The organism is Deinococcus apachensis DSM 19763, from assembly GCF_000381345.1.
Classification (GTDB): Bacteria; Deinococcota; Deinococci; order Deinococcales; family Deinococcaceae; genus Deinococcus; species Deinococcus apachensis.
In genome coordinates, this window is the sequence record NZ_KB906398.1 from 586,841 (window position 1) to 606,072 (window position 19,232).

The 19,232-nt window shown below is 66.2% G+C and carries 11 protein-coding genes; all 11 read right to left on the minus strand.

Annotated features, from left to right (window positions below):
- Positions 1-475: 475 nt before the first annotated feature.
- Positions 476-1,636, minus strand: a complete 1,161-nt coding sequence (locus F784_RS25100) for an acyltransferase family protein (RefSeq protein WP_169405630.1) — start codon at positions 1,634-1,636, stop codon at positions 476-478.
- A gap of 183 nt (positions 1,637-1,819) precedes the next feature.
- Positions 1,820-2,647, minus strand: a complete 828-nt coding sequence (locus tag F784_RS0102965; RefSeq protein ID WP_019585209.1) for a LamG-like jellyroll fold domain-containing protein — start codon at positions 2,645-2,647, stop codon at positions 1,820-1,822.
- A gap of 3 nt (positions 2,648-2,650) precedes the next feature.
- The gene (locus tag F784_RS0102970; RefSeq protein ID WP_019585210.1) at positions 2,651-4,237 is read right to left on the minus strand and encodes an SGNH/GDSL hydrolase family protein; all 1,587 of its coding nucleotides are present in this window, start codon (positions 4,235-4,237) and stop codon (positions 2,651-2,653) included.
- Complete coding sequence (locus F784_RS0102975) at positions 4,237-4,632, minus strand: hypothetical protein (protein WP_019585211.1); 396 nt, start codon at positions 4,630-4,632, stop codon at positions 4,237-4,239. Before F784_RS0102975 ends, F784_RS0102970 begins: the two co-directional genes overlap by 1 nt.
- A gap of 61 nt (positions 4,633-4,693) precedes the next feature.
- On the minus strand, positions 4,694-5,317 hold the full coding sequence (locus tag F784_RS0102980; RefSeq protein WP_019585212.1) for a PPC domain-containing protein: 624 nt from the start codon (positions 5,315-5,317) through the stop codon (positions 4,694-4,696).
- Positions 5,318-5,326: 9 nt separating this feature from the next.
- Complete coding sequence (locus F784_RS0102985) at positions 5,327-7,405, minus strand: serine/threonine-protein kinase (RefSeq protein ID WP_019585213.1); 2,079 nt, start codon at positions 7,403-7,405, stop codon at positions 5,327-5,329.
- Positions 7,395-9,692: a hypothetical protein gene (locus F784_RS0102990; protein WP_019585214.1), complete on the minus strand. Its 2,298-nt coding sequence runs from the start codon at positions 9,690-9,692 to the stop codon at positions 7,395-7,397. The genes F784_RS0102985 and F784_RS0102990 overlap by 11 nt, the downstream gene beginning before the upstream one ends.
- A 1-nt stretch (position 9,693) precedes the next feature.
- The gene (locus F784_RS0102995) at positions 9,694-10,044 is read right to left on the minus strand and encodes a hypothetical protein (protein WP_019585215.1); all 351 of its coding nucleotides are present in this window, start codon (positions 10,042-10,044) and stop codon (positions 9,694-9,696) included.
- 9 nt (positions 10,045-10,053) lie between these two features.
- Positions 10,054-10,440: a hypothetical protein gene (locus F784_RS0103000; RefSeq protein WP_019585216.1), complete on the minus strand. Its 387-nt coding sequence runs from the start codon at positions 10,438-10,440 to the stop codon at positions 10,054-10,056.
- Positions 10,441-16,758 carry a hypothetical protein gene (locus F784_RS0103005; protein ID WP_026332231.1) on the minus strand — a complete coding sequence of 2,106 codons (6,318 nt, stop codon included), beginning with the start codon at positions 16,756-16,758 and terminating at the stop codon, positions 10,441-10,443. It lies immediately after the preceding gene.
- A 609-nt stretch (positions 16,759-17,367) separates the two neighbouring features.
- Positions 17,368-18,576, minus strand: coding sequence for a hypothetical protein (locus F784_RS25890; RefSeq protein ID WP_157464952.1), 1,209 nt, complete (start codon positions 18,574-18,576; stop codon positions 17,368-17,370).
- Positions 18,577-19,232: the final 656 nt, after the last annotated feature.

Here is a 19,232-nt window from a genome sequence, read left to right on the forward strand (position 1 = left end):
CGGCATGAAAAACCCGCCCAGGGCCGGGAGGCTGGGCGGGTGAGGTGTGCTAGGTTTTGTGGCCTGTGGCGAAGTGGCGGAAACAACCGTTTGCCTTCAGGGGGTTCGGGCCTCGGCGGGTGAATCGCGGATTGCTCGCAAATGAACGACATGGCGCTGGGCGCTCGGTTCTCCATCCCTAACTCCCGGCATGCGATGTCCCTGCTGCCGCAAGCGTGTTGGGCAAAAAGTCCCGCGAATGGTCAACGGCAAGTAAGGCAGACACCAGCAGGGGCGGCTCTGACGCCGCCCCTGCTGGTGTCTGCTGGAGTGTTGATCCTGAGCTCGCTCAAATGAGACCACCCAAACGGCTGAGGTGTCATCGATGAGCGCTGGAGCAAGCATGGCTCGAATTCCTGAATATGGCGTCAGGGCACAGGGAAGTATAGAAAACGCACCCTGTAGGTGCGTTACGGTACTGGAGGAGTATCTGTAATCAGTCAGTGGCTATTGTATCTGTACGCTTGAAGCGCAAGGCTCCTATACCGCGACCAATCTCGATAGAAGGTTGTTCCACGAGGCGGTAGAAGATAGTTGCAACAAGAAAGCTCATAGGAATGGCAGTCAGAACAATGACAGGAAGAGGCACTTTACCAATTGCAATGTGAACAAGGCACAAAATAACAATAAAGTGGGTTAGATATAGACTGTAGCTGATACGTCCGAGATACTGCATAATAGAATTATTCAACAAGCGAGCAGAATAGGGCGAGAACGCGGCGATTGCTATTAGAATTACTGCGCCAGGAAGTATGCCATAATCCTGAATCAGAAATTTATCATCAGTGATGAGGCGTGTAACCTTGCTTCCATAGATGTAAAACATCAGTCCGACGGCCAGCAGAGTCAACTGAACTCGTAGAGATATGGTTTGAAATCTTAGAGTAAGAGTTGAGCGGTGCTTAGCAAGTAGCGCTCCCACCGCAAATATTAGCAAATAATGCAACGTGAGACTTAGACTGCCTAGTCCCGATGAGACGACAGGCAGGGTGAAAGATGAAATCGCTCCAACAATGCTTAGAGCGCCATATCCTAGTAGATTCTTATACCATGCGAATCTCCTAACAGTTAGGAATACCAATGGGAACACAATCGAAATACGCATCTCGTGTACTAAGGACCAGATGGGTCCGTTGTATTGGTTTGTGTCGAATTGCCCCAACAGAAGCACATGATTCAATATAGACAGCCACGAGATAGGATTTGACCACGAGTTGTTAAACCACTGTCCCATTCCATCTAATGAACCGTTGGATAGAAGGGCATTGAGCATAACCGCTAGGCCTATTGATACAATATATGGGATATAAAGACGTATAATTCTTTTGCCAATGTATCCAAAAAACGTTAGGTTTTGTCGCTCCAACATGAGATAGAGCACAAAACCACTAAGAACAAAGAAGATCAAAACAGCCTGATGACCACCCCACAAAAGGTACAGGGGGGTGAGAGAGAGTTTGTCCAATAGGAGTGCTACCTGTTGGTAGGCTGGAAGTGTGGCAGAGCCCACTGTATCTCGAACATGACTTAACAACACCAAGACAGCAGCGATACCCCGGGTGGCATCAAGCTGCGAAATACGCTGTGAGGCGTTCATACCTCCTAACATATCGCCAGCCTTTAGTCCTGGCTAAGAATTTTCACACAAACAGAATTGTGCTGCGAGGCCTGACGGAAGGGGACGTGTCGGGCTGTTCGGCATCCATCCTCGTCGGGAGGGGGCGATCACATGGTCATTCCAACAATCATCCACCTCCTCCTTGATGGTGCGTGGGTCAGGTCAGAAGCGCCCGTTGTTGGCCGCCCAGTCCTGCTGGACCACCGTGAGGGGGTTGCGGTTGCTGACGGCCAGGTTCTCCACCAGCGCCCGGTAGAAGCGGGACTTGGCCTGCCCGAAGGTCGTGCTGGTGACCCCCAGGGTGAAGGGCTGGCCCGTCCCCGCAGGCAGGCCCGTCATCCCCGCAGTGACCGTGCTCCCCGCCGCCGCGCCGTTGACATACCCGGTCACGGTGGCGTTCCCGCTGCTATACACCACGGACACGCCTATCTGAACAAGCTGGCCGTCCGTGACAGCGCTGCTCCCGATGTTCATGGTGTACTTCACGCCGTTCTGATCCCAGAACGACACCGCGCCCCGCGCCCCACCGCTGCTCCGCAGATACAGCACGAGTTGGTTCCCCGCGTTCACGTTGTTGGCATTCACGCTCTGCCCCAGGACCCCCTGGTAATCATCCGAGGCGGGGTTGGTCAGGCGCACCCGCAGCCACGCCAGCGCCAGGAAGGATTGGGCGACCGGCAGGACGGACGGGTGGCTGATGTAGCTCTTGCCGTTGAAGTTGCTGGCCGCGCCCTCATCCGGCAGCAGGAAGCCCTTCCCGTCATACGTGACCGGCCACGCGGGGTCGATCACGACAGACGAATTCACGCCACCACGGGCGAGGTCGACCAGCGTGGCGCCGTTCGCGGGGTTTCCCCCCGCCCAGGTCGCGGGGTTGGCGTAGTCCTGAAGGAGCAGGGTGCCCGTGGTCGCCAGCGTGTCCTTTTCCAACTTGGGGAGGAGGGGGTCGGTGAAGGTGACGCCAGTGAGCTTCTGAACGATTCCGGGCATGCTTTACCAGCCTTTCGGTTGAATGAATTGCGTGGCGACGTACTGGCCGAGCGCCTGATAGCCCGCGTCGTTGTAGTGCAGGTCGTCCGCATCGAAGTAGAGGGGGTTACCGCCCCCGTAGGGGGTGCCGTCCGCATTCACGGCGCTCACCAGGTTCGGGTCCACGAAGCGGTCCATGTAGAGTGCTTTCAGCTTCGCGTTATGGTCGAGGATGTTCGTGTAGTTCGTGGTGGCCGTCGTCTCGCTCGGCCTGAGGTGCAGGCCGAACACCAGGAAGCGCGGCAGGGCCACGGTGTCCCGTAAGCGCTGCACCATGGCCGCGATGTTGTCCCGGGTGGCCTGGAGGTTGGTCGCCAGCGCTGGGTTGTCATTCCGGCCCACCCAGATCAGCGTGACGTTCTCCCGGTGGGTCGCCGCGTCCGGCACCAGGGGGACGGCTCCCGGGCAGGCCACGGCGCTCCCCGCCACGCTGCGCGTGAAGGTGTAAGCAGGGGCGTCCTTCGCCCCGGTCCGGTCCAGCCGCCCGTACACGCCGCCCAACCAGACCATCAGGCCGGTGGTGTTGTAGCCCACCTCCGGGCTGGGGATGCCCACCGCCACGCTCCCGCTGGCGGGGATGCTCCCACTCGGCACCGTGATGGTGACCGGGACGGCCCCCGCACGGGCGGCGATGTGAGCGCTGGTCTGACTCACCACGCCCGCGTTGGTCACGGCCCGGCCATCGTTCAGGGTGGCGGCCAGAATGGCGGGGTAGCTTTTGGTGGTGACGGAGCTGGCCTTGTAGCCAAACGTCATGGAGTCCCCCCAGGCCGTGAGGCTTTTCAGGCTGGTGACCAGCGTGCCGTCCACCCGGAAGCCGCTGGGGGCGCTGCTGAAACTGATCGGGTTTCCGTTCCCGTCGAGCAGAGTGCCGATCCGGGCGCGGTAGATGCGGATGGTGCCGGTGCTGTCCGCGTAGAGGGGCATTCCACCCGCCGCACCCATGATCCCCCAGGCCACGTCCGTGGCGTAGCCCGCCGTGCTCTGCGTGCCGATGGGGCCGACTTGTGAGTTCTGACCGTAGGCCATGAAGGAGCCGTCCGGCAGCACCTCGGCGGCGATGTTGCCCTGACTGTCGGCCAGAGCCCAGGTCTTGATCGAGCCCTCCACGGTCATCCCGGCGAGCGTGGCCAGCGCCGCGGTGAGGGCCTTGCCCACGCTGAGGTTGGCCTGGGCGTTCACGTCCCCCTGGTGCGTGACGGTGCCCGTGGTGAGGAGCTGGGCTAGCGTGGCGAGCCCGGCGATGTCCAGGGCGGCCAGCCCTTTCAGGCCGGTGGGAAAGTACGCCTTCCCGTCCGTTCCGAAGTACACGAAGGCGTTGTCCGCTGCGTCCACCCAGGCGGCACTCACGGGCACGCCGTTCACGTACATGGGCGAGCTGAACACCTTGAAGGTCGCCCCGGCGAACTCCTCCCGCAAGTCGGTCTGCAACTGCGCGCTATCGGCCAGCGCCTTCTGGTTATCGATCAGCCCCTGCTTCATCGCGGCGAGCTGGTCCGCCGCGACCTTGTTCCCGTCGATGCGGCGCTCGAACAGCTTGCGAACCGCCATCAGCCGACCCACTTCCCCCGCAACACCGGGGCCCCCGAACCGATGACGGCGCGCAGGGCCGCGAGGTCGTCCCCACTGACCTCCCAGCCGCTCCCGTCCGGCCAGAGCACGCCCGCGTTCGCGTTCAGCGTGGCGCTGCTGGTGCGCGTGCGGGCGTCCCCGCCGTCCACGTACAGTTCGGCCGTCCGCGCGCCCGCTGGTTTGGGCGGCAGCCCCTGGGGGACGTTCGTGAGCACGAGGTCGAACTCGCTCAGGGTGCTGCCCCGCGCCTCCCGCACCGGCAGCGGCGCGTCCGGGCTCACCGGCACCGCTGCTTCCGGGTCCGTCGGGTCGCTGACCCCCAGAATCATGCGGTTGTACCGCCAGAAGTCGAGCAGCTTCAATTTCAGGCTCATCGGCACCTCCAGAGAACGCGCCCCAGCCGGTGCGGGGCTGGGGCGGGGATAGGGGTTGGGGTTACTGCCAGGTGGCGGTGAGGGTCGCGCCCTCCACCGTCTCCCCGAACCCGGCCGAGACGGAGATGAACCACGTGCCCGGTTGCGGGCCCTGAAGGGTGAAGGTGTGCTCCGTGCTGGGCGGATCCTCCGCCGCGTTGATCTCCGGCGGCGCGTCCGGTGCCCCGTACCGCCCGATGATGTCCCGGCTGCCCGTGCCCCCCGAGATGCTCACCGTCAGGCTGGCCGTGCCCGGCGGGATCAACGCCGAGTAGGTCGGCGTGACACTGCTGCTCGGCCCAGTGAACGCCGTGATGCCCGTCACCGGCACGCCGTTCTGAAGCGTGTGGTCATCGGCGGGCGGCTCCGGCGCCGCGCCCTCGTCGAGCGGGGCCAGGGCGCGCAAGGTCGTCACGGCTCCGCCCGGGTCCGGGCGCGTCAGGCGCAGCAGGCCGGACGCGAGCGTGTGCGGGTAAGTCACGACCTGCCAGGTCGAGCCGCCGTCCACGCTCACCTCCACCGTGCAACTCGGCCCTTGCTGCCCCAGCAGGACGTACCCCGCGAGGTCGCCCCGCTCGGCGGTGACCTCGACCGTGAGGCCGTCCGGGCCTGTGGCGACGACCAGGATGGGATTCGGTGTGTACATGCTTCTCCTTTAACTGCCGCTGCCGCCGTCCCCGGGGTCAGGGTCGGGATCAGGGTCAGGCGCCTCAGTCACGCCCAGGCGGGTGAGCAGCAGGCGGGACAGGGGCGCGTTGCTCGTCAGGACGCCCTGAAGCAGCCCCTCCGGGTAGGGCAGCCCCGTCACGGCGAGGAACGGCTGCCAGCCCCGCAGGCCCGCGTCATGGCCGAGCGGATAGACCGTCAGGGGCTGGTCCTGCCAGGTGAGGGCAGGAAGCCTGCCCTTGGGCACCTTCGCCCGGAGCAGGAACGCGACCCTGCCCCCGCCGGGCATCACCGCTCCCGCCCAGCCCACCCGCAGGCGGCCCCGCACGCTGCTGCCGTCGTCCAGTTCCTCGGCCCAGCCCGCGGGCGGGAACAGGAAGCGTTTCCCCAGGGCCTTCAGGGCGGACGGACTGAACTCCCACTGCTCATTCCGCCAGACCTCCACCACGGACGGGAGGTGCGCGGGCGGCTGCCCGCGTTTGAGCCGCTCCTCGCGCCCGGGAGGCGGGGCGGTCGTGGCGAGCGTCAGGCCGAGCGGCGGGCGCAGGCTGGAGGGCAACCGGTCCAGAGGGGCGGAGTCCGGGGGCCGCTTGCGGGGGCGTCCCGGCCACTCCCGCCGCGTGCTGTCCCGCCAGGCGTCCCAGGGCAGGACGGCCCTCCCTTCGGCCCGCGTGACCGCCCAGGCCCAGGGGGGCGGCCAGGAGTGCGAGCCCAGCCCGACCGGGGAGAAGCCCAGGAATGAGCCGGGCGCGCACTTCAGCACCCGCGCCTCGAACTGCGCGGCCGTGCAGCTCTCCACCCCGCTCGCCCGAATGGCCCGCACGGTGCCGCCCGACTCGTGCAGCACCAACGGTGCCCCGTCCACGTCCCGCAGGGCCGTCCAGGTGCCCCCGACGAACGCTTGCCCGTAGGCGGTGAGCTTCAGGTCCGTCAAGGCTCCCCCGAGGTCCCGCTGCACCGGGGCGAGGGCGGTCACCACGCCCCCCGGGTCGCGCCATTTCGCCTCGGGCTCCAGCGGGTCCATCGTGGGCGGGTCGCCGCGCTCGAACTCGGCGGTGTTCCAGAACTCGCCGCGTTGCTCCTCCGGTTCCAGCGGTCGCCACTCCCCGCCCCCGCTCACCCAGGTTCGCAGGACCACCCACTTCTCCTGCCCGGGGTCCTGCTCCTCCAGCCCCTGCCGCCGCTCCTCCGGGGGGAGGCTGGCGAGGATGGTGTAGGAGGGCAGGGCCGTCGAGGTGCCGGAGTCGAACACGGCGATCAGTTCGGCCAGGTGCTCCCCGCCGCCCGCCATCTCCACCGCGACGCGGTAGCGGCGCAGGACGGCGGAGCGGGTGGTCACGCTCTCCCCGAGCGGGGTGACGCCCGTGGTGGCGTGCCCCTGGACCAGGGTGGTGGTGAGGTGCTCCGTCCAGCGGGATGTTTCAATGGGAACGTTCTGCACGGTGTTCCCATCCGTCAGCCGGACCCGCTTCCCGTACCCCTCGCCGACCGCGGACAGGTACAGGACCTGCGTGCGGTTGTAGACGACCGCCACATCAAACCACCCCCAATCCTCGGTCAGCCTCCCCGCCGTGAAGCCGGGGTGGTACTCGTCCCCGAAGTCGGGGATGCCCCCGGCGAGGACGGGGAAGTCCCGCAGCACGGTGCGCTCCAGTTCCAGGCGCCGCACGGTGAGGGACGCGCCCGCGATCAGGTCCACCTGCTGTTGGAGGGCGGGGGGCACGGGAACGGTCGTGGCGTCGGCCTGCTGGAACTCGCCGGGGAGGCTGACGGGGCGGGATGGGGCCTCGCCCGGCGGGAGGTGCCGGAACACGGCGGGGGCGTCCCGGGCGGGCTCGCTGTACGGGGTGAAGGGCACGCCCCAGTGGCCGGGGCGCTGGGGGGAGTCGTAGGACTGGACGGGCGGGATGAAGGGCGACTCGTCCTCCTGCGGAGGGCGGGACGTGGTGCGTGGTGTGGCCTGGAAGAGGGTGGAGGAACGGGGTGTGGGCACTCCCTCTTCCTTTCCGCAGCAGCACGCCTTCTTGCAGCCGCAGCCGATCAGCACGCCCAGCAGGTCATCGTGCATTCGTCGCCTCCCGGGTGCCGTTCACCAGTTGCCACTCGATCTCGTCGCCCGGCGTGGGGGGAAACCCTGTTCGGAACGTCACGAAGGCGTCCTCCGCCTCCGGCAGATTGGTGTCCGGGTCCCAGCCCATCACCAGGCGCACCCGCGCTCCTCCCGGCCTGCCCGCCAGCATCACCGAGGAGCCGCGGCGGGGGTCGAGCTTCAGGCCGGAAACGCGGGCCATGCGGGGATTGAGGGTGAGGTCCGCCCGCGCGACGGTCACGCTGCTCGTCACGCCGCTCGCGTCCCCCGAGAGCCTGACCTCGCGCACGAAGCCGTTCTCCCCGCCCCAGGGAAAGCCCGGCGGCGTGCCGAAGGGGTAGGCCAGCTCAACCGTGCTCACCACCCGCCACCAACGCTGCTCGACCAGGGCCTCGCCGATGCCCGTCAGCCGGGCGGGGTCGAGGAAGGGCACGCTGACCTCCTCCTCCTCGGCAAACCCGGCGTCCCCCGTGTCGAGCACCACGCCCGTCTCGTCCTGCACGTGCTGCTCGCAGTCGGTGGGGCAACGGTAGGACGGCGGGGCCTGGTCGGTGTACTCGATCACCGGGGGCAGGCTGCGGGTGACAGTCGCGGTGCGGATGGCGTCCCCGCTCTCCAGGTCATAGACCGGCACGAGGCTCTGGGTCGAGGTGGAGGTCGAGTGCCGCCAGCGCCCGGAGCCCAGCAGCATCCAGGCCTCTGTCACCACGGTGGTGAGGTATTCCTTCGCCGTGAGCTTGCCCCGCTTGGCGGGCTCCTCTTCCGCGTCCTGCTGTTCCAGCGAGCCCAGCTTGCGGGTGGTCGTCGTCTTCCCGATCAGGTAGCCCTGCGGGGAGTAGCGGTAGGTGGTGACGACCTCCTCGTCGGCGACGAGTTCTCCTGCCTGCGGAGCGGTATAGAGGCCCGGCCCCGCAATCACGACGCTGCCCGTCCGGGTGAACGGGGTGTACCCGTAGGTCCGGTTCAACGTGCGCTGGAGCAGCGGGCGGTCGGCGCACTCCGGGTCGTAGGTCGTGGTGGTCTCGGTATGGCCGAGCAGGACCCCGTAGAACGGCACGCTGACCTTCTCGCCGTCCACCGTCTCCTCGGCGATCACGTCCCCGGTGGTGATCTCCACTTCCGCGACCATCTGCCCCCGCGACTTGCGGAACCCCCGGCGCACCGTTCCCGTGTCCGAGCGGTCCGTCTCGAACCACTCGGAATCCGGGCCGAGCGCGCGGCTGATCTCGTCCCGCGCCGGGTCGTCCCCCACCCACTCCATAAATGTGGGGTACGTCAGCTCGGTCACAAAGGGCGCCCCGCGCACGGTGAGCCGGGTGGGCGTGTGCAGCATCTCCCGCCGGTCGGTGCGCGAGGTCGTCCAGGCGGGGAAGGGCGCGGCGCTGGAGGCGGCGACCGCGCGGGGTTGCGGCCAGCAGCCCACCAGACGGATGCCTTCCCCCAGCGGCCGCACGTGCAGGACCATCCCCAGCAGCCCGTAGGTCTGGTCCCAGAGCTGCTGCGGGCTGAGACCCTCGGTGCTGAAATCGCGCTCCTCCTCGACCCACTCGGCGCCGTCCTTCAGCGGATCATCGTCCAGGCTGAAATAGGGATCGACATTCGCCAGCATCACCTGACGGACGAGGTCGCTCACCCGTTGCCGCTGCCGGGGGCGGTCGGCACAGTTGCCGCCCTTTGCCGGGGGGGTGGGGTTGAGTTTCCAGGGAAGGAGTTCCGGGAGGCGGACGCCCCGCAACTGCTGATCGCGGCTGTTCCTGAAGCGGAACGTGGTCGTGTCCGCCCCCTCGTCCACCTCCGGCTCCTGGCCCATCTGTTGAAAGGTCCGCCGGGGCAGGCGGTCCAGCACGCCCCGCACCCCGTCCGCGTGCTCGAACTCGCCCACTGCCTCCACCGTCGCGGTCGGGGAGGCCAGCCCGTGCCGTCCGGTGACAGTGACCGTCAGTTCCTCGTGCTGCCCGTTGTGGATGTACTCCCAGGTGAGGACGGTGCCCGGCAAGCCGGTGACCGTGCTGCGGGTCTCCAGCAGCGGCCCGCCGGTCAGCACCTCCATCCCGTCCTGCGGCTCCGGGTCGGGGGGTGGTGTGTACTCGGTGGGGACGAGGGTGCGGGCGGTGACCGATAGTTCGCGCTCCACCGCCTCCCGCCGCGTCCCTGCCCAGGTCTGGAGGCTGCGCTCCACCCCCCGCCGGGTGCGGGCGGTGGTGGTGAGGCTCCGCTCGACCCCCTCGGGGGCCGGGGCCGCGCCGCCCAGGATCAGGATGGGCACGCTACTCCACCCGGACGCGCAGGACGCCCGTGTCCACCGGCAGGCCGGGGCTGCCCGCCGGGTTGTACCAGGTGACCTCGCCGGGGACGCTCCCAGCGGGAGCGAGGCCGGGGAGGGAGGTCGCTGTCTCCCGCGAGGTGCCGGTGATCGCCACGCCGCCGATCACGGCACGCATGGCGCCGTCCGTCGTGTCCGCTTGCTCGATCCAGCAGAGGATGCGGGCGTGGGCGACGGTGCCGGTGTTGACGAGTTTTAGGGGAAGGGGGTTGGAGGTGGTGCCGGGGGGCACGTCGCCGAAGTTGGAAGACCCCAGGGGCGCGCCCGCCGGGGTCTGGATGTCGATGTCGAGCATGGGGGTCTCCTACTGAGGGATGTAGATCTCGATGCTGTAGCCGCGCCACTTCGGATCGCCGGTGGGCGGGAACTTCGGCAGGCCCTCGAAGGTGCAGCCGCCGTAGCTGCCGTTCAGCACGTAGCCCCGTAGGACGAGCGTGAAGCGCGCCCCGCCCTTGGCGAGCGCGAACAGCGCGTCGGCCTGCTCGGCACGGATGACGAAGCCCTGAGGGGCGGTGATGGTGAGCCGCCGGGAAGCGGGTTGCCCGGGCCGCTGGCGGATGATGGTGCCGTCCAGCGCCCGGCGCTCCGTGGTGGTGTACCCGCCCCCGTCGAACGTCACCGCCTCGCGGGGCGGCACCGGGTCGAGGTCGATCTCCCCGAAGGTCATCTGGAATACGGGCTCGTCGGCCATTTAGCACCTCCTCCCGCTTCTCCGGGCACGGTCTTCGAGCTTGGTGATCACCCGGTTGGCGACCGCGTCGGCGCTCTCCCCGGGCTGCTGGTAGATGGTGATGCCCCCCACGTCGGTCGTGTTGTAGACGGTGTGGACGGGCTGGGTGGCGGGGAGGGGGGCCGCGGGGCTCCCGCGCAGCAGGCGGTTCAGGTCGTCAGCCACGCTCGGGGACAGGACGATCCCCCCGGGGTGACCCAGCAGGCGGTCAACGCGGGCCAGGCCCTCCCCGATAGCCCGGGACGTGGCCTGGACCTCCTGAAACCGGCGGGCCGCCTCACTGAGGGGTTGCGCCGCACCCGCGAGCTTCTGCGCGGCGAGGTCCAGATCCTGCACGCTGCGGACGGGCTGCGGCGCAAGGTCCTCCTCCTGCCTTCGGGCGGTCCGGGCACGGTCCCCGGCGGCCACGCTGCGGTCCTCAGCCGCCGTGCGGGCGTCCTCCTCCCGGCGGCGATCCGAGCGGGCGCGGTCCTCAGCCGCGAGGCGGGCCTCCTCCTCCCGGCGGGCACTCTGCTGGGAGGCCTCCCGGTCGCGCTCTGCCGCCACGTCCCGCAACGCCCCCTGAAGGCCCTGGTAGGCCCCCTCCAGGGCCGACACAAACTGAGTGGTGGTGTCGGCGAAGCGGTCCACCCCCGTGTTGAAGGTCAGCGCTGCCTCCGCCTCCCGGTCGGTGGTTCTGGCCCGCACCCCGAGGAGCACGGCCTCCCGGTCGTACTGGATGCCCAGGGCGTCCACCTGATCGGCGAGGCGCTGGGTTTCTTTCTCCCCGGTGCGGGTGAACTTCACGCCGTTCTTCTCCAGCAGGTCGGCCTGTTTCTTGTAGCGTTCCTCCTGCCGGGTGAGGTCCTCGGTGGCTTTCTGGATGATGGCGGCGTCGCCCGAGGCCAGGGCATCCCGGAGAGCCTGCTGGGCCGCGTCCCGCCGTGCCTGGATGGCGAGCAGGCGTTGCCGCTCGGTCTGGGAGTTGAAGGGCTGGTTCTCGCCATAGGCCACCTGCCGCAGCCGGTCGGACGCCTCCCGCACGCCGTCCATCTGGCTGATCTGGGTGCGGTACTCGTCCGCCAGGGCATGGATGGCCGAGCGCTGCCCCTGGATCGCCCCGGTGAGGGCGTCCGTCGCGCCCTTCAAGCGCTGGGCGTTCGCGCTGGAGGGAATGCGCTCGTAGTCCCCTCGGGCCTCGGCGTAAGCGCGCTCGGCGGTCGTCAGCCCCTGACGCGCTTCGGTCACCTTGCGGGTGGCCTCGGCGACACCGGAGAGCTTGCCTCCGGTCAGCTCGCGGTTCAGCCGCCCTTCCGCGAGTTCCAGTTCCTCGGCGAGGTCACGCTGAGCCCGGCGGGCCTCCAGCAGCTTGCGTTCCTGTTCCGCCTCCTGGCCCAGCAGGGTGACACGGGTCCCTTGCAGGTCGGCCCGCGTCTCGCTCCCCAGGTTCCCCGTCCCCAGTTGCCGCTCGGTCAGGGCCAGCCGCTCGCGGGTGAGGGCGAGGTCCTGCTCGGCACTGGTGACCGTATCGTCGGCCAGCCCACGGATCTGGGTCAGGGCACGCGCTCTGGCCTCCGAAGCGTCCCAGAGGGCATTCTCAAGGTCAAGCTGCCGCTTCGTTGCCTCCACGGTCGCCTGCCTGCGGGTCAGCTCCAGGTCCTCGGCCGCGCGCTGGCTCTCCCGCCGTGACTGGGCACGGGCAAGGGTCAGGTCCTCCTGCGCCCGGGCCGCGTCACGGGCCGCCCGTGTCCCCTCGCGCAGGGAGGCGGAGGACTGGACGGTCCGGTCCTCCGCCTCCCGGGTCGCCGCCCGCCCCGCCTGCGCCTGCCCGGTGAGGGCCTGCACCAGGGCAAGCCGGGCCTGCGCCTGACCCGAGAGCGCGGCCTGAAGTTCGAGTTCGTTCCGGGCCGCCGCTACCCGGCTGTTTGCCAGCAGCAGTTCCCGGGCAGCGACCTGGGCGGTGAGGTTGGCCTGGGCGACCCGGTCCTCACCCAGCCCCCGCAGGGCCAGCTCTGCCTGCGCCTGGGCCCGGTAGAGGTCGAGCCGCCGCTGCTCGGCATCGAAGGGGGCCTGATTGATCTTGTCCTGAAGGTCCGCGATCTGGCCGAGGAGCCCAAAGCGCTGACCAATCAGGTCATTGCGTTCCTTCTCCCTCCCCTCGGCGGCGATCAGGTCGTCGAGTTCGGAGAGGCGGGCCTGAGTGATGGCGAGCTGCTGGGTCTGGGCACGAACCCGCCCCGCGTCCGTCCCCGCCACACGCTCGGCGTACTGTGCCTCCGCATCCAGGCGGTCCAACGCGCTCTGCCGCAGGGCGCGGGCCTGCTCGACCTGATCCTGCTGGCTCTTGAGCTGAGCCTGCTGGAGCGCGGCGATCTGGTCCTCGATGCCTCGCCGCTCGTCCGCCGTGAGGTTGAGGCGGGCGGAGGGTTCGAGCATTCCCCGGAGGGTGGCGAGCTGTTTCGCTCGTTCGGCGCTGATCTGCTGATCCAGGGCGAGGAGCCCCGCGTCGGTGAGGGTGGTGCCTTTCTCGTTCTCCAGCCGCCCGACGCGGCGCTCCGAGTCAGTGGCGGGCTGCTGGGCCACCTCGACCCGGGCGCGGCGCAGGTTCTCGGCCGCCTGGCGCTCGGCCTCCTCCTGTTGCTGAAGGCGGCTCTTGTGGTCGGCCTGGTTCTTGCCGTCCAGCGCGGCGAGGTCGGCGTAATACTTCGTCCAGATGGCCGTCCTTTCCCCGGCGCTGAGGTTGTCGGCGGACAGGGCCTGATCGCGGGCGTTCTCCAGCCGTTGCCGGTCGGTCTGGGCCTGCGCCCGCGCGCCCTCCTCAGCGAGCCGGGCCCGCTCACGCACCGCCTGGGCCTCGATCAGGGCCACCTCCACCGCGTTGCCCTTCGCGGCGGCGAGGCGTCGGGAGAGCCCCAGCTCGTACTGGGCGGACTGGTTGCCCCTTCCCGCGACCTCGGCCTGGGATTGAGCGTCCTGCGCCTCGCGGAAGGCCTGCACGATGCGCTGGGTGCGCGCTCTGGCATCGCGCTCGTCCTCGGCATCCCACCCACGCTGCTTGGCCCGCGCCTGTTGTCGGGCTGCCTCCAGCACGCGGGCCTGCTCCGCCGGGAAGTCGCGCAGGCTCTCCAGTCGCCTGCGAGTGGATTCCTGCAGGTCAGAGAGTTCCGCCTGACGGGCAGCGCGGCGGCGGGCCGTCTCGTCGGTGATCGCCGCGATGGTGGCATCCCGCGCCTGCCGCTCGGCGTCCAGAGCGGTGTTTCCGGCCTCCTGCTGGGCCCGGCGCCGTTCCTGTTGCTGCTGGACGTACAGGGCCGCAATCTGGCGGTTGCCCGCCTGGATCACCCGGGCCTGGGCGTCGGGGTAGCCCGCCAGGGCTTCCACCCGCTGCTCGATGTCGCGGCGCAGGTCCTCGAGCGCCGCACGCCGGAGGGCTTCCTCCTTCGCGTACCCATCCGCCATCGCCTGAATCGTCGCGTCACGGGCGGCGCGCTCGGCCTCGGCCACAGAGAGCCCGGCCCGTTCCAGGGCCTGCTGACGTTCGCGCTGCTGCTGGCGTTCCAGCGCGGCCACCTCGCGCCCTCCCGCCGCGCTGACCTGCCCCTGCCGGGTGGGGTCACCCGCCAGTGCTCGGACCCGCTCGGCAATGCTGGCCCGCAGGTCGGCGAGCGCGGCGCGTCTCTGGGCTTCCTCCTTCGCGGCCCCTTCCGCCATCGCGCTGATGCTGGCATCCCGCGCGGACTTCTCGGCCTCCGCCACGCGCTGGGCGTTGTCGCGGGCGAGTTGCAGGTCCTCTTGCCCCCAGCGGCGGCGCAGCGCGACCACTTGGCGGCGTCCATCGGCCTCGACCTGACGTTGCCGGGCGGGGAAGTCGGCGAGCGCGGCCACCTTCTCTGCCGTCTCGCGCCGCAGGTCGGCGAGGTCCTGCGCGCGCAGGGCGCGCCGTTTTGCCTGCCCCTCGACCATCGCCTCGATCTCGGCCCGCTGGGTGGCGAGTGCGAACTCGCGGGCGGTCTTGGCCGCGTCGTCGGCGTATGTCTTGCGGGTGGACGCCTCTGCCGCCGCCTGCTGCGCGTCGAGCTGCGAGAGGCCGTCGCGCAGGGCGGGGGTCTGCGCTGGGTCCAGCAGCTTGCCGTTCACGGTGAAGGGCTTCTTGAACTGCACCCGCAGGTCCTCGTACTCCTTGCCCAGCCGCGCGAGGTCGGCCTGAAGGTCGCTCATCCCTTCGAGCTTGATGTCGAAAGCCTTGCCCTCCAGCGCTTGCCGAAGTTCCTTGACCGCCTTCGTCTGGTCCTCGGTCAACTTCAAATTGAGCTGCCCCCGCCGCTGCGCCTCGGTGTAGAGCAGGGTGACGTTCTGGCGGGCGGCAGCGAGGTCCGCCTGGAGCCGCTGGATGCGCGCCTCGTCCGGCTTGCTATAGATGCGCTCACCGAATGCGGTAACGCCGACCAGGGGGCCCTGCTGAGCGTCCGAGAGGGATTGGCTGAGCAGAAGCACCTTGGCCTTCGCGCGGCCCAGTTCGCCCTCGCCCCGCAGGGTCTTCACCCGCGCCATCACCTTCTCGAACGCCTGCTGGTTCGCCTGGTCCACCTGCTCGTAGATGGCGGTGGTTTCCTTGACGCTGTTGGCCCAGTACACACCCAGGGCAAGAGCAGCGGTGGCGGCGACCGTGTAGATGCTGATGGAGGCTGCAACGGTCTTGAGAGTGGTGCCCAGGGCGGCGAGGGACCCGGTGAGGGTGTTCGTCGCCGCGGCGCTGCTTGCCATGCTGCCCTGGTAGAGCAGGGCTTGAGCGTTCAGTTTGGCGTACAGGACGCCCACGTCCGTCATCAAGACCCGCTTGATGGTCATGGCGACGTTTGTCCGGGTGGTCGCGGCAGCCACCGCCGTCTCGGCGGCTGCGGCCGTGCCCGCGCTTGCCGTGAGGGTGCCGTACAGGGTAGCGACCGAGGCGATGGGCACGGAAAGCAGGCCAATGGCCGCAGCCGACGCGATCAGCACCGTAGTGACGACCTTGATGGGTCCCGGAGCGTTGTTGTACCAGTCCAGGAAACCCGTGAGGGCCCGGGTGGTGTTCAGGACCGCAGGCAGGAGGGCCTCCCCCAGTGACCGTTGAGCCTCCCGCACTTCCTTCCCGAGCTGACCGGCCGCCCCGCCGTACCCTTCCAGGGCATCACGCGCCTGGGTCAGGGAGTCGCCCTCCTCGCGCATCAGGGCGTTCAGGAACGCCTGGGCCTTCTGCGCGCCCGTCAGCTCATCGCGAGTCTTGCCGAGGCTCTGGGCGTACTTTTCCTGGCTGGCGATCTGGTCGGTGGAGATGCCCAGCGCGTTGCTGAGGATCGTGCTGGACCGCTCCACATCGGTGGCCAAGGCGTCGAGCGCCTGCCCCACGTCTTGGCCGCGAACAGTGGCGATGGCGGCGTACAGTTCAATGGCCTTTTTGGCCTGATCAGTCTCATACCCGGAGCGGCGCAGGGCCTTGTACGTGGCCTCGATGTCCTGCGGAAGGGCGTTGTACCGCGCGGCGAGCCCTTCCAGTTCGTCGCGCACCTGCGCCACCTGCTCGCCGTTCTTCTGGAGGGTCTTCTCGAACAGGACGCTCTGAACGCGGGAGGTCTCGAACCCCTTGGCCAGCCCGACCAGCCGATTGGTCATCAAGCCCAACTGCGGACCGTATTCGGCGAATGCCTGGGAGACGCCCAGCTTTACTTGGGACCCAAGTCCCAGGCGGGGCAGCCGGTCATGGGCCGCTTCCACCGTCGCCACGGCGAGGCGGGTGGCATTCGCCGCCTTCACAGCTTCATTGGAGAACTCGCCGAACGTTTCCCGGGCCTGCCTCCCAGTTCCCTTCAGCTCGGCTTGTAGCCGGTTCATCTGGAGGGTGAGCTGCTGGAGTTCCTCGGGGGAAGGGGTGCCTACGCCGCTCTGGAACTCCGCGCGGGTCAATCTGACGCCATTGGCGAGTTCGTTAAGCCGGGCACGGATCGCGGCAGCCTGCGCCTCGAAGGCGGAAGCGCTCTGTTTGGCCGCATTCGCGCCGAGCTGGAACCCCCCGAACATGTCGCTGATACGCCGCTGCATATCCGAGGGAACCAACTCCTGCACGGCATCCCGGATGGCTCGGACCTGCCGCTGCACGTCGCGCCCGGCAGAGAGGTCGGCGGTGATCTTGAGGGTACCGACCTGTTTGGCGAGGTCACGGATCGCGCGCAGGTCGGTTTGGATGTCCTGGGCGCCCTTGCGAAATGGGGCAACGTCAAGGATGGCTACCCCCTTCAGGGGTGGCAGGGTGGATTCGGGCATGGTGCAACTCCTGAAAGGGGGAGTGGGAATCTCTAAACAGCACAGCGCCATGCACGCCTACTAGGTGCATGGCGCTGTGCCATTCGGATGCTGCTCATCAGCAAGCCCCCGCCATTGCTTCGGTGAGAGCTTGGCTAGGTCTCAGTTTCCGGGACGGACGATGATGAGGGACCAAGCGGGAGGATTGTTGTCCTGAGGGTCACCCGCCGAATGTTGAACATCCAAGACTCGGAAAGGCCCTACTCCGGGGATTCCCACGAGTTCCTCTTTTCGTGGGACCTGCGTGAACAGAAAAATACCGATGTGAGCGCCGTTGACGTTCTGAACACGCACGTTCACCATGACGACCTCCTGCTCGGCCGTACGGAGGGAAGCAAGGGAGAGAACCGGACAGCCGTGCACCTCACGGTAACCAATCCAGAGGCCGCCATACCAATAGCGCATGAAGGAGCCGGTCCCGGCGTGGGCTTTCTCGCACTGCCAAACCATCCTCCTGACTGCCCCTGTCCTAGACAGTCGCAATGGAAAGTCCCCGCCTCGGCAGGGGCTTTTCTTACCTAGAGAAGGGTTTGAGGTCAAGGCTAAATTCACGACGAAGAAATGAGATTATCAGCCCAACCTACCGAACTCGTATTTCCACCTAAAAAAGGTCTTTTCAAGCCTAAGGGCATCTATCAAATCTTGTGAAGCGAGATGCTCAGCATTAGGGTTTACGCTGAAGGTTCCACTACTACTTGGATTGTTGCTATAGTCACTCTTAGTATTGTGTATAACTACTGCGGATAACCAGTCATAGTCCGCCTTACTATACACCTCCTCATCAAGCAATTCTTGTATGATATCGACGGCCTCCTCTGGAATCTTGGCAGATTGTGTTAAGCATAAGAAGAGTACGCTTGGCATACCATTATTTAATTGTCGCTTTTTACCTCTTAACGTGTTAGTCAATGACCGTCTAATTTTATCCACAAAAAGATCTCCATCCTCTACTCTCATGTGTGCATTCACCCCCATTCCCCCACCAAATTCCACCCCTTCAGATCCAAGAGCGGCAAACACTCCTTCAATCTTGGGCAAGGGGTCACCCTCCTCCCAAATAAAAAATGGCAGGGGTCGCCATTGCACGTGGACACTTTTGCCGTTCATGTTTAGGTACACATCACCATATTCGTTATTTCTGATGCTGTGGAAGCACAAACGAAGTTGCTGATGACTCACGTCCTTCCTCTCTATAAGAAAAGGGATGGATATATCTACAGATCTGGATAATCCAAGAGCTAATTGACTCATAAAAAAATTGTTAATGTACTCATAAACACTACTATAGTCATCCAAAGATTGAACTCTAATAACCGTAGCCTCGAATAGCGTTCGAGCATCATTAATCATAGCTCCAAAATCTGGTGAGGGCGGCTTGGAGGATGACGTGTACTGCTGCTGTGATAGCAAAGGCTCAATTTCTATTGGCACAGCCCTTGAAGCTATCATGTGCCCCACCTGCAACTCAGCCCAGTTGTCCATAAACTGTTTTTCGCTGGTCGCCATTATAAGCGAACGCATCTTATCATCCAGTCTAGGCAAATGATCGGGTATTACCCTACCAGCTAAGAACCGGATTGTTTTCCACAAATCGATTAGAAACAGAGTTTGGGGTATGACGTCAGAATACCATCTTCTGCAAAAAGGGCTTGTTCGATTCTCGCTCCATTGCGGTGCCACACGATCAACGTGCTTAATGAGACCCTCTTGTGCTTCTAAAAGATCCTGCTCCGAGAAAGCGTAACCGGTTAAGTCTGGCTTAAACGTCAAGAACGACATGCTTTAACCACCAAGTTTCCAGCGTCCCAGAGAGCCGATTCCATGCCCCTAAACGTACACCGCCCACGCATAGGCAGGCGGCGAGTTTGCAGCTCCCCACCTGCTCTACCCCTGCCGTCGCCACGATGCACATGTAGCCGGGCAGGAACAGCACCTGGACCTCGTGCGGGGCCGGGCTTGACGCCCTCGCGGCACACTGCCCTCCCTACCCCTATACGTCCTCAGGTTCCTCCATCTCTCGAAACAAGACGCGCATGTACTGGTACGCGGCTAGCAGGACAAACGTGCCAGCCACGAAGGCCAAGGCATACGAGAACGCGGCGCTATGGACCGACAACCATGCCCACAGGCCAAACAGCCAGTTGCCAGAGCTGTTGAAGGCACCTTGGGCGCGGGCTTGCGCGATCAAGCCGTACAGTACCGCCCCTAGCACTGCCAAGCTGGACCTCAACAGGGCGTCACCTGCCAGCCGGTATCGTTTGGCTTTCAGCGCATAGGCTGCTGGCGTTGCCTGTGCCCGCGACAGACAGAAACTCCCGATCACGATCAGAACCAACAGAGCAAAGGACGAGGCTCCGAGGATGTCCTCAGGTCGAGTGCCCTTTGGGGGGCCTTTGCCGTCCGTCAGTCCTACAAGCCAGACTATGAAGAAGAGG

Bases quoted from the DNA above. Each gene is read 5' to 3' on its own strand.
- F784_RS0102980 (WP_019585212.1), bottom strand. From the start codon at position 5,317: ATGTACACACCGAATCCCATCCTGGTCGTCGCCACAGGCCCGGACGGC.
- F784_RS0102985 (WP_019585213.1), bottom strand. From the start codon at position 7,405: ATGCACGATGACCTGCTGGGCGTGCTGATCGGCTGCGGCTGCAAGAAG.
- F784_RS0102995 (WP_019585215.1), bottom strand. From the start codon at position 10,044: ATGCTCGACATCGACATCCAGACCCCGGCGGGCGCGCCCCTGGGGTCT.
- F784_RS25100 (WP_169405630.1), bottom strand. From the start codon at position 1,636: ATGAACGCCTCACAGCGTATTTCGCAGCTTGATGCCACCCGGGGTATC.
- F784_RS0102965 (WP_019585209.1), bottom strand. From the start codon at position 2,647: ATGCCCGGAATCGTTCAGAAGCTCACTGGCGTCACCTTCACCGACCCC.
- F784_RS0103000 (WP_019585216.1), bottom strand. From the start codon at position 10,440: ATGGCCGACGAGCCCGTATTCCAGATGACCTTCGGGGAGATCGACCTC.
- F784_RS0103005 (WP_026332231.1), bottom strand. From the start codon at position 16,758: ATGCCCGAATCCACCCTGCCACCCCTGAAGGGGGTAGCCATCCTTGAC.
- F784_RS0102975 (WP_019585211.1), bottom strand. From the start codon at position 4,632: ATGAGCCTGAAATTGAAGCTGCTCGACTTCTGGCGGTACAACCGCATG.
- F784_RS25890 (WP_157464952.1), bottom strand. From the start codon at position 18,576: ATGTCGTTCTTGACGTTTAAGCCAGACTTAACCGGTTACGCTTTCTCG.
- F784_RS0102970 (WP_019585210.1), bottom strand. From the start codon at position 4,237: ATGGCGGTTCGCAAGCTGTTCGAGCGCCGCATCGACGGGAACAAGGTC.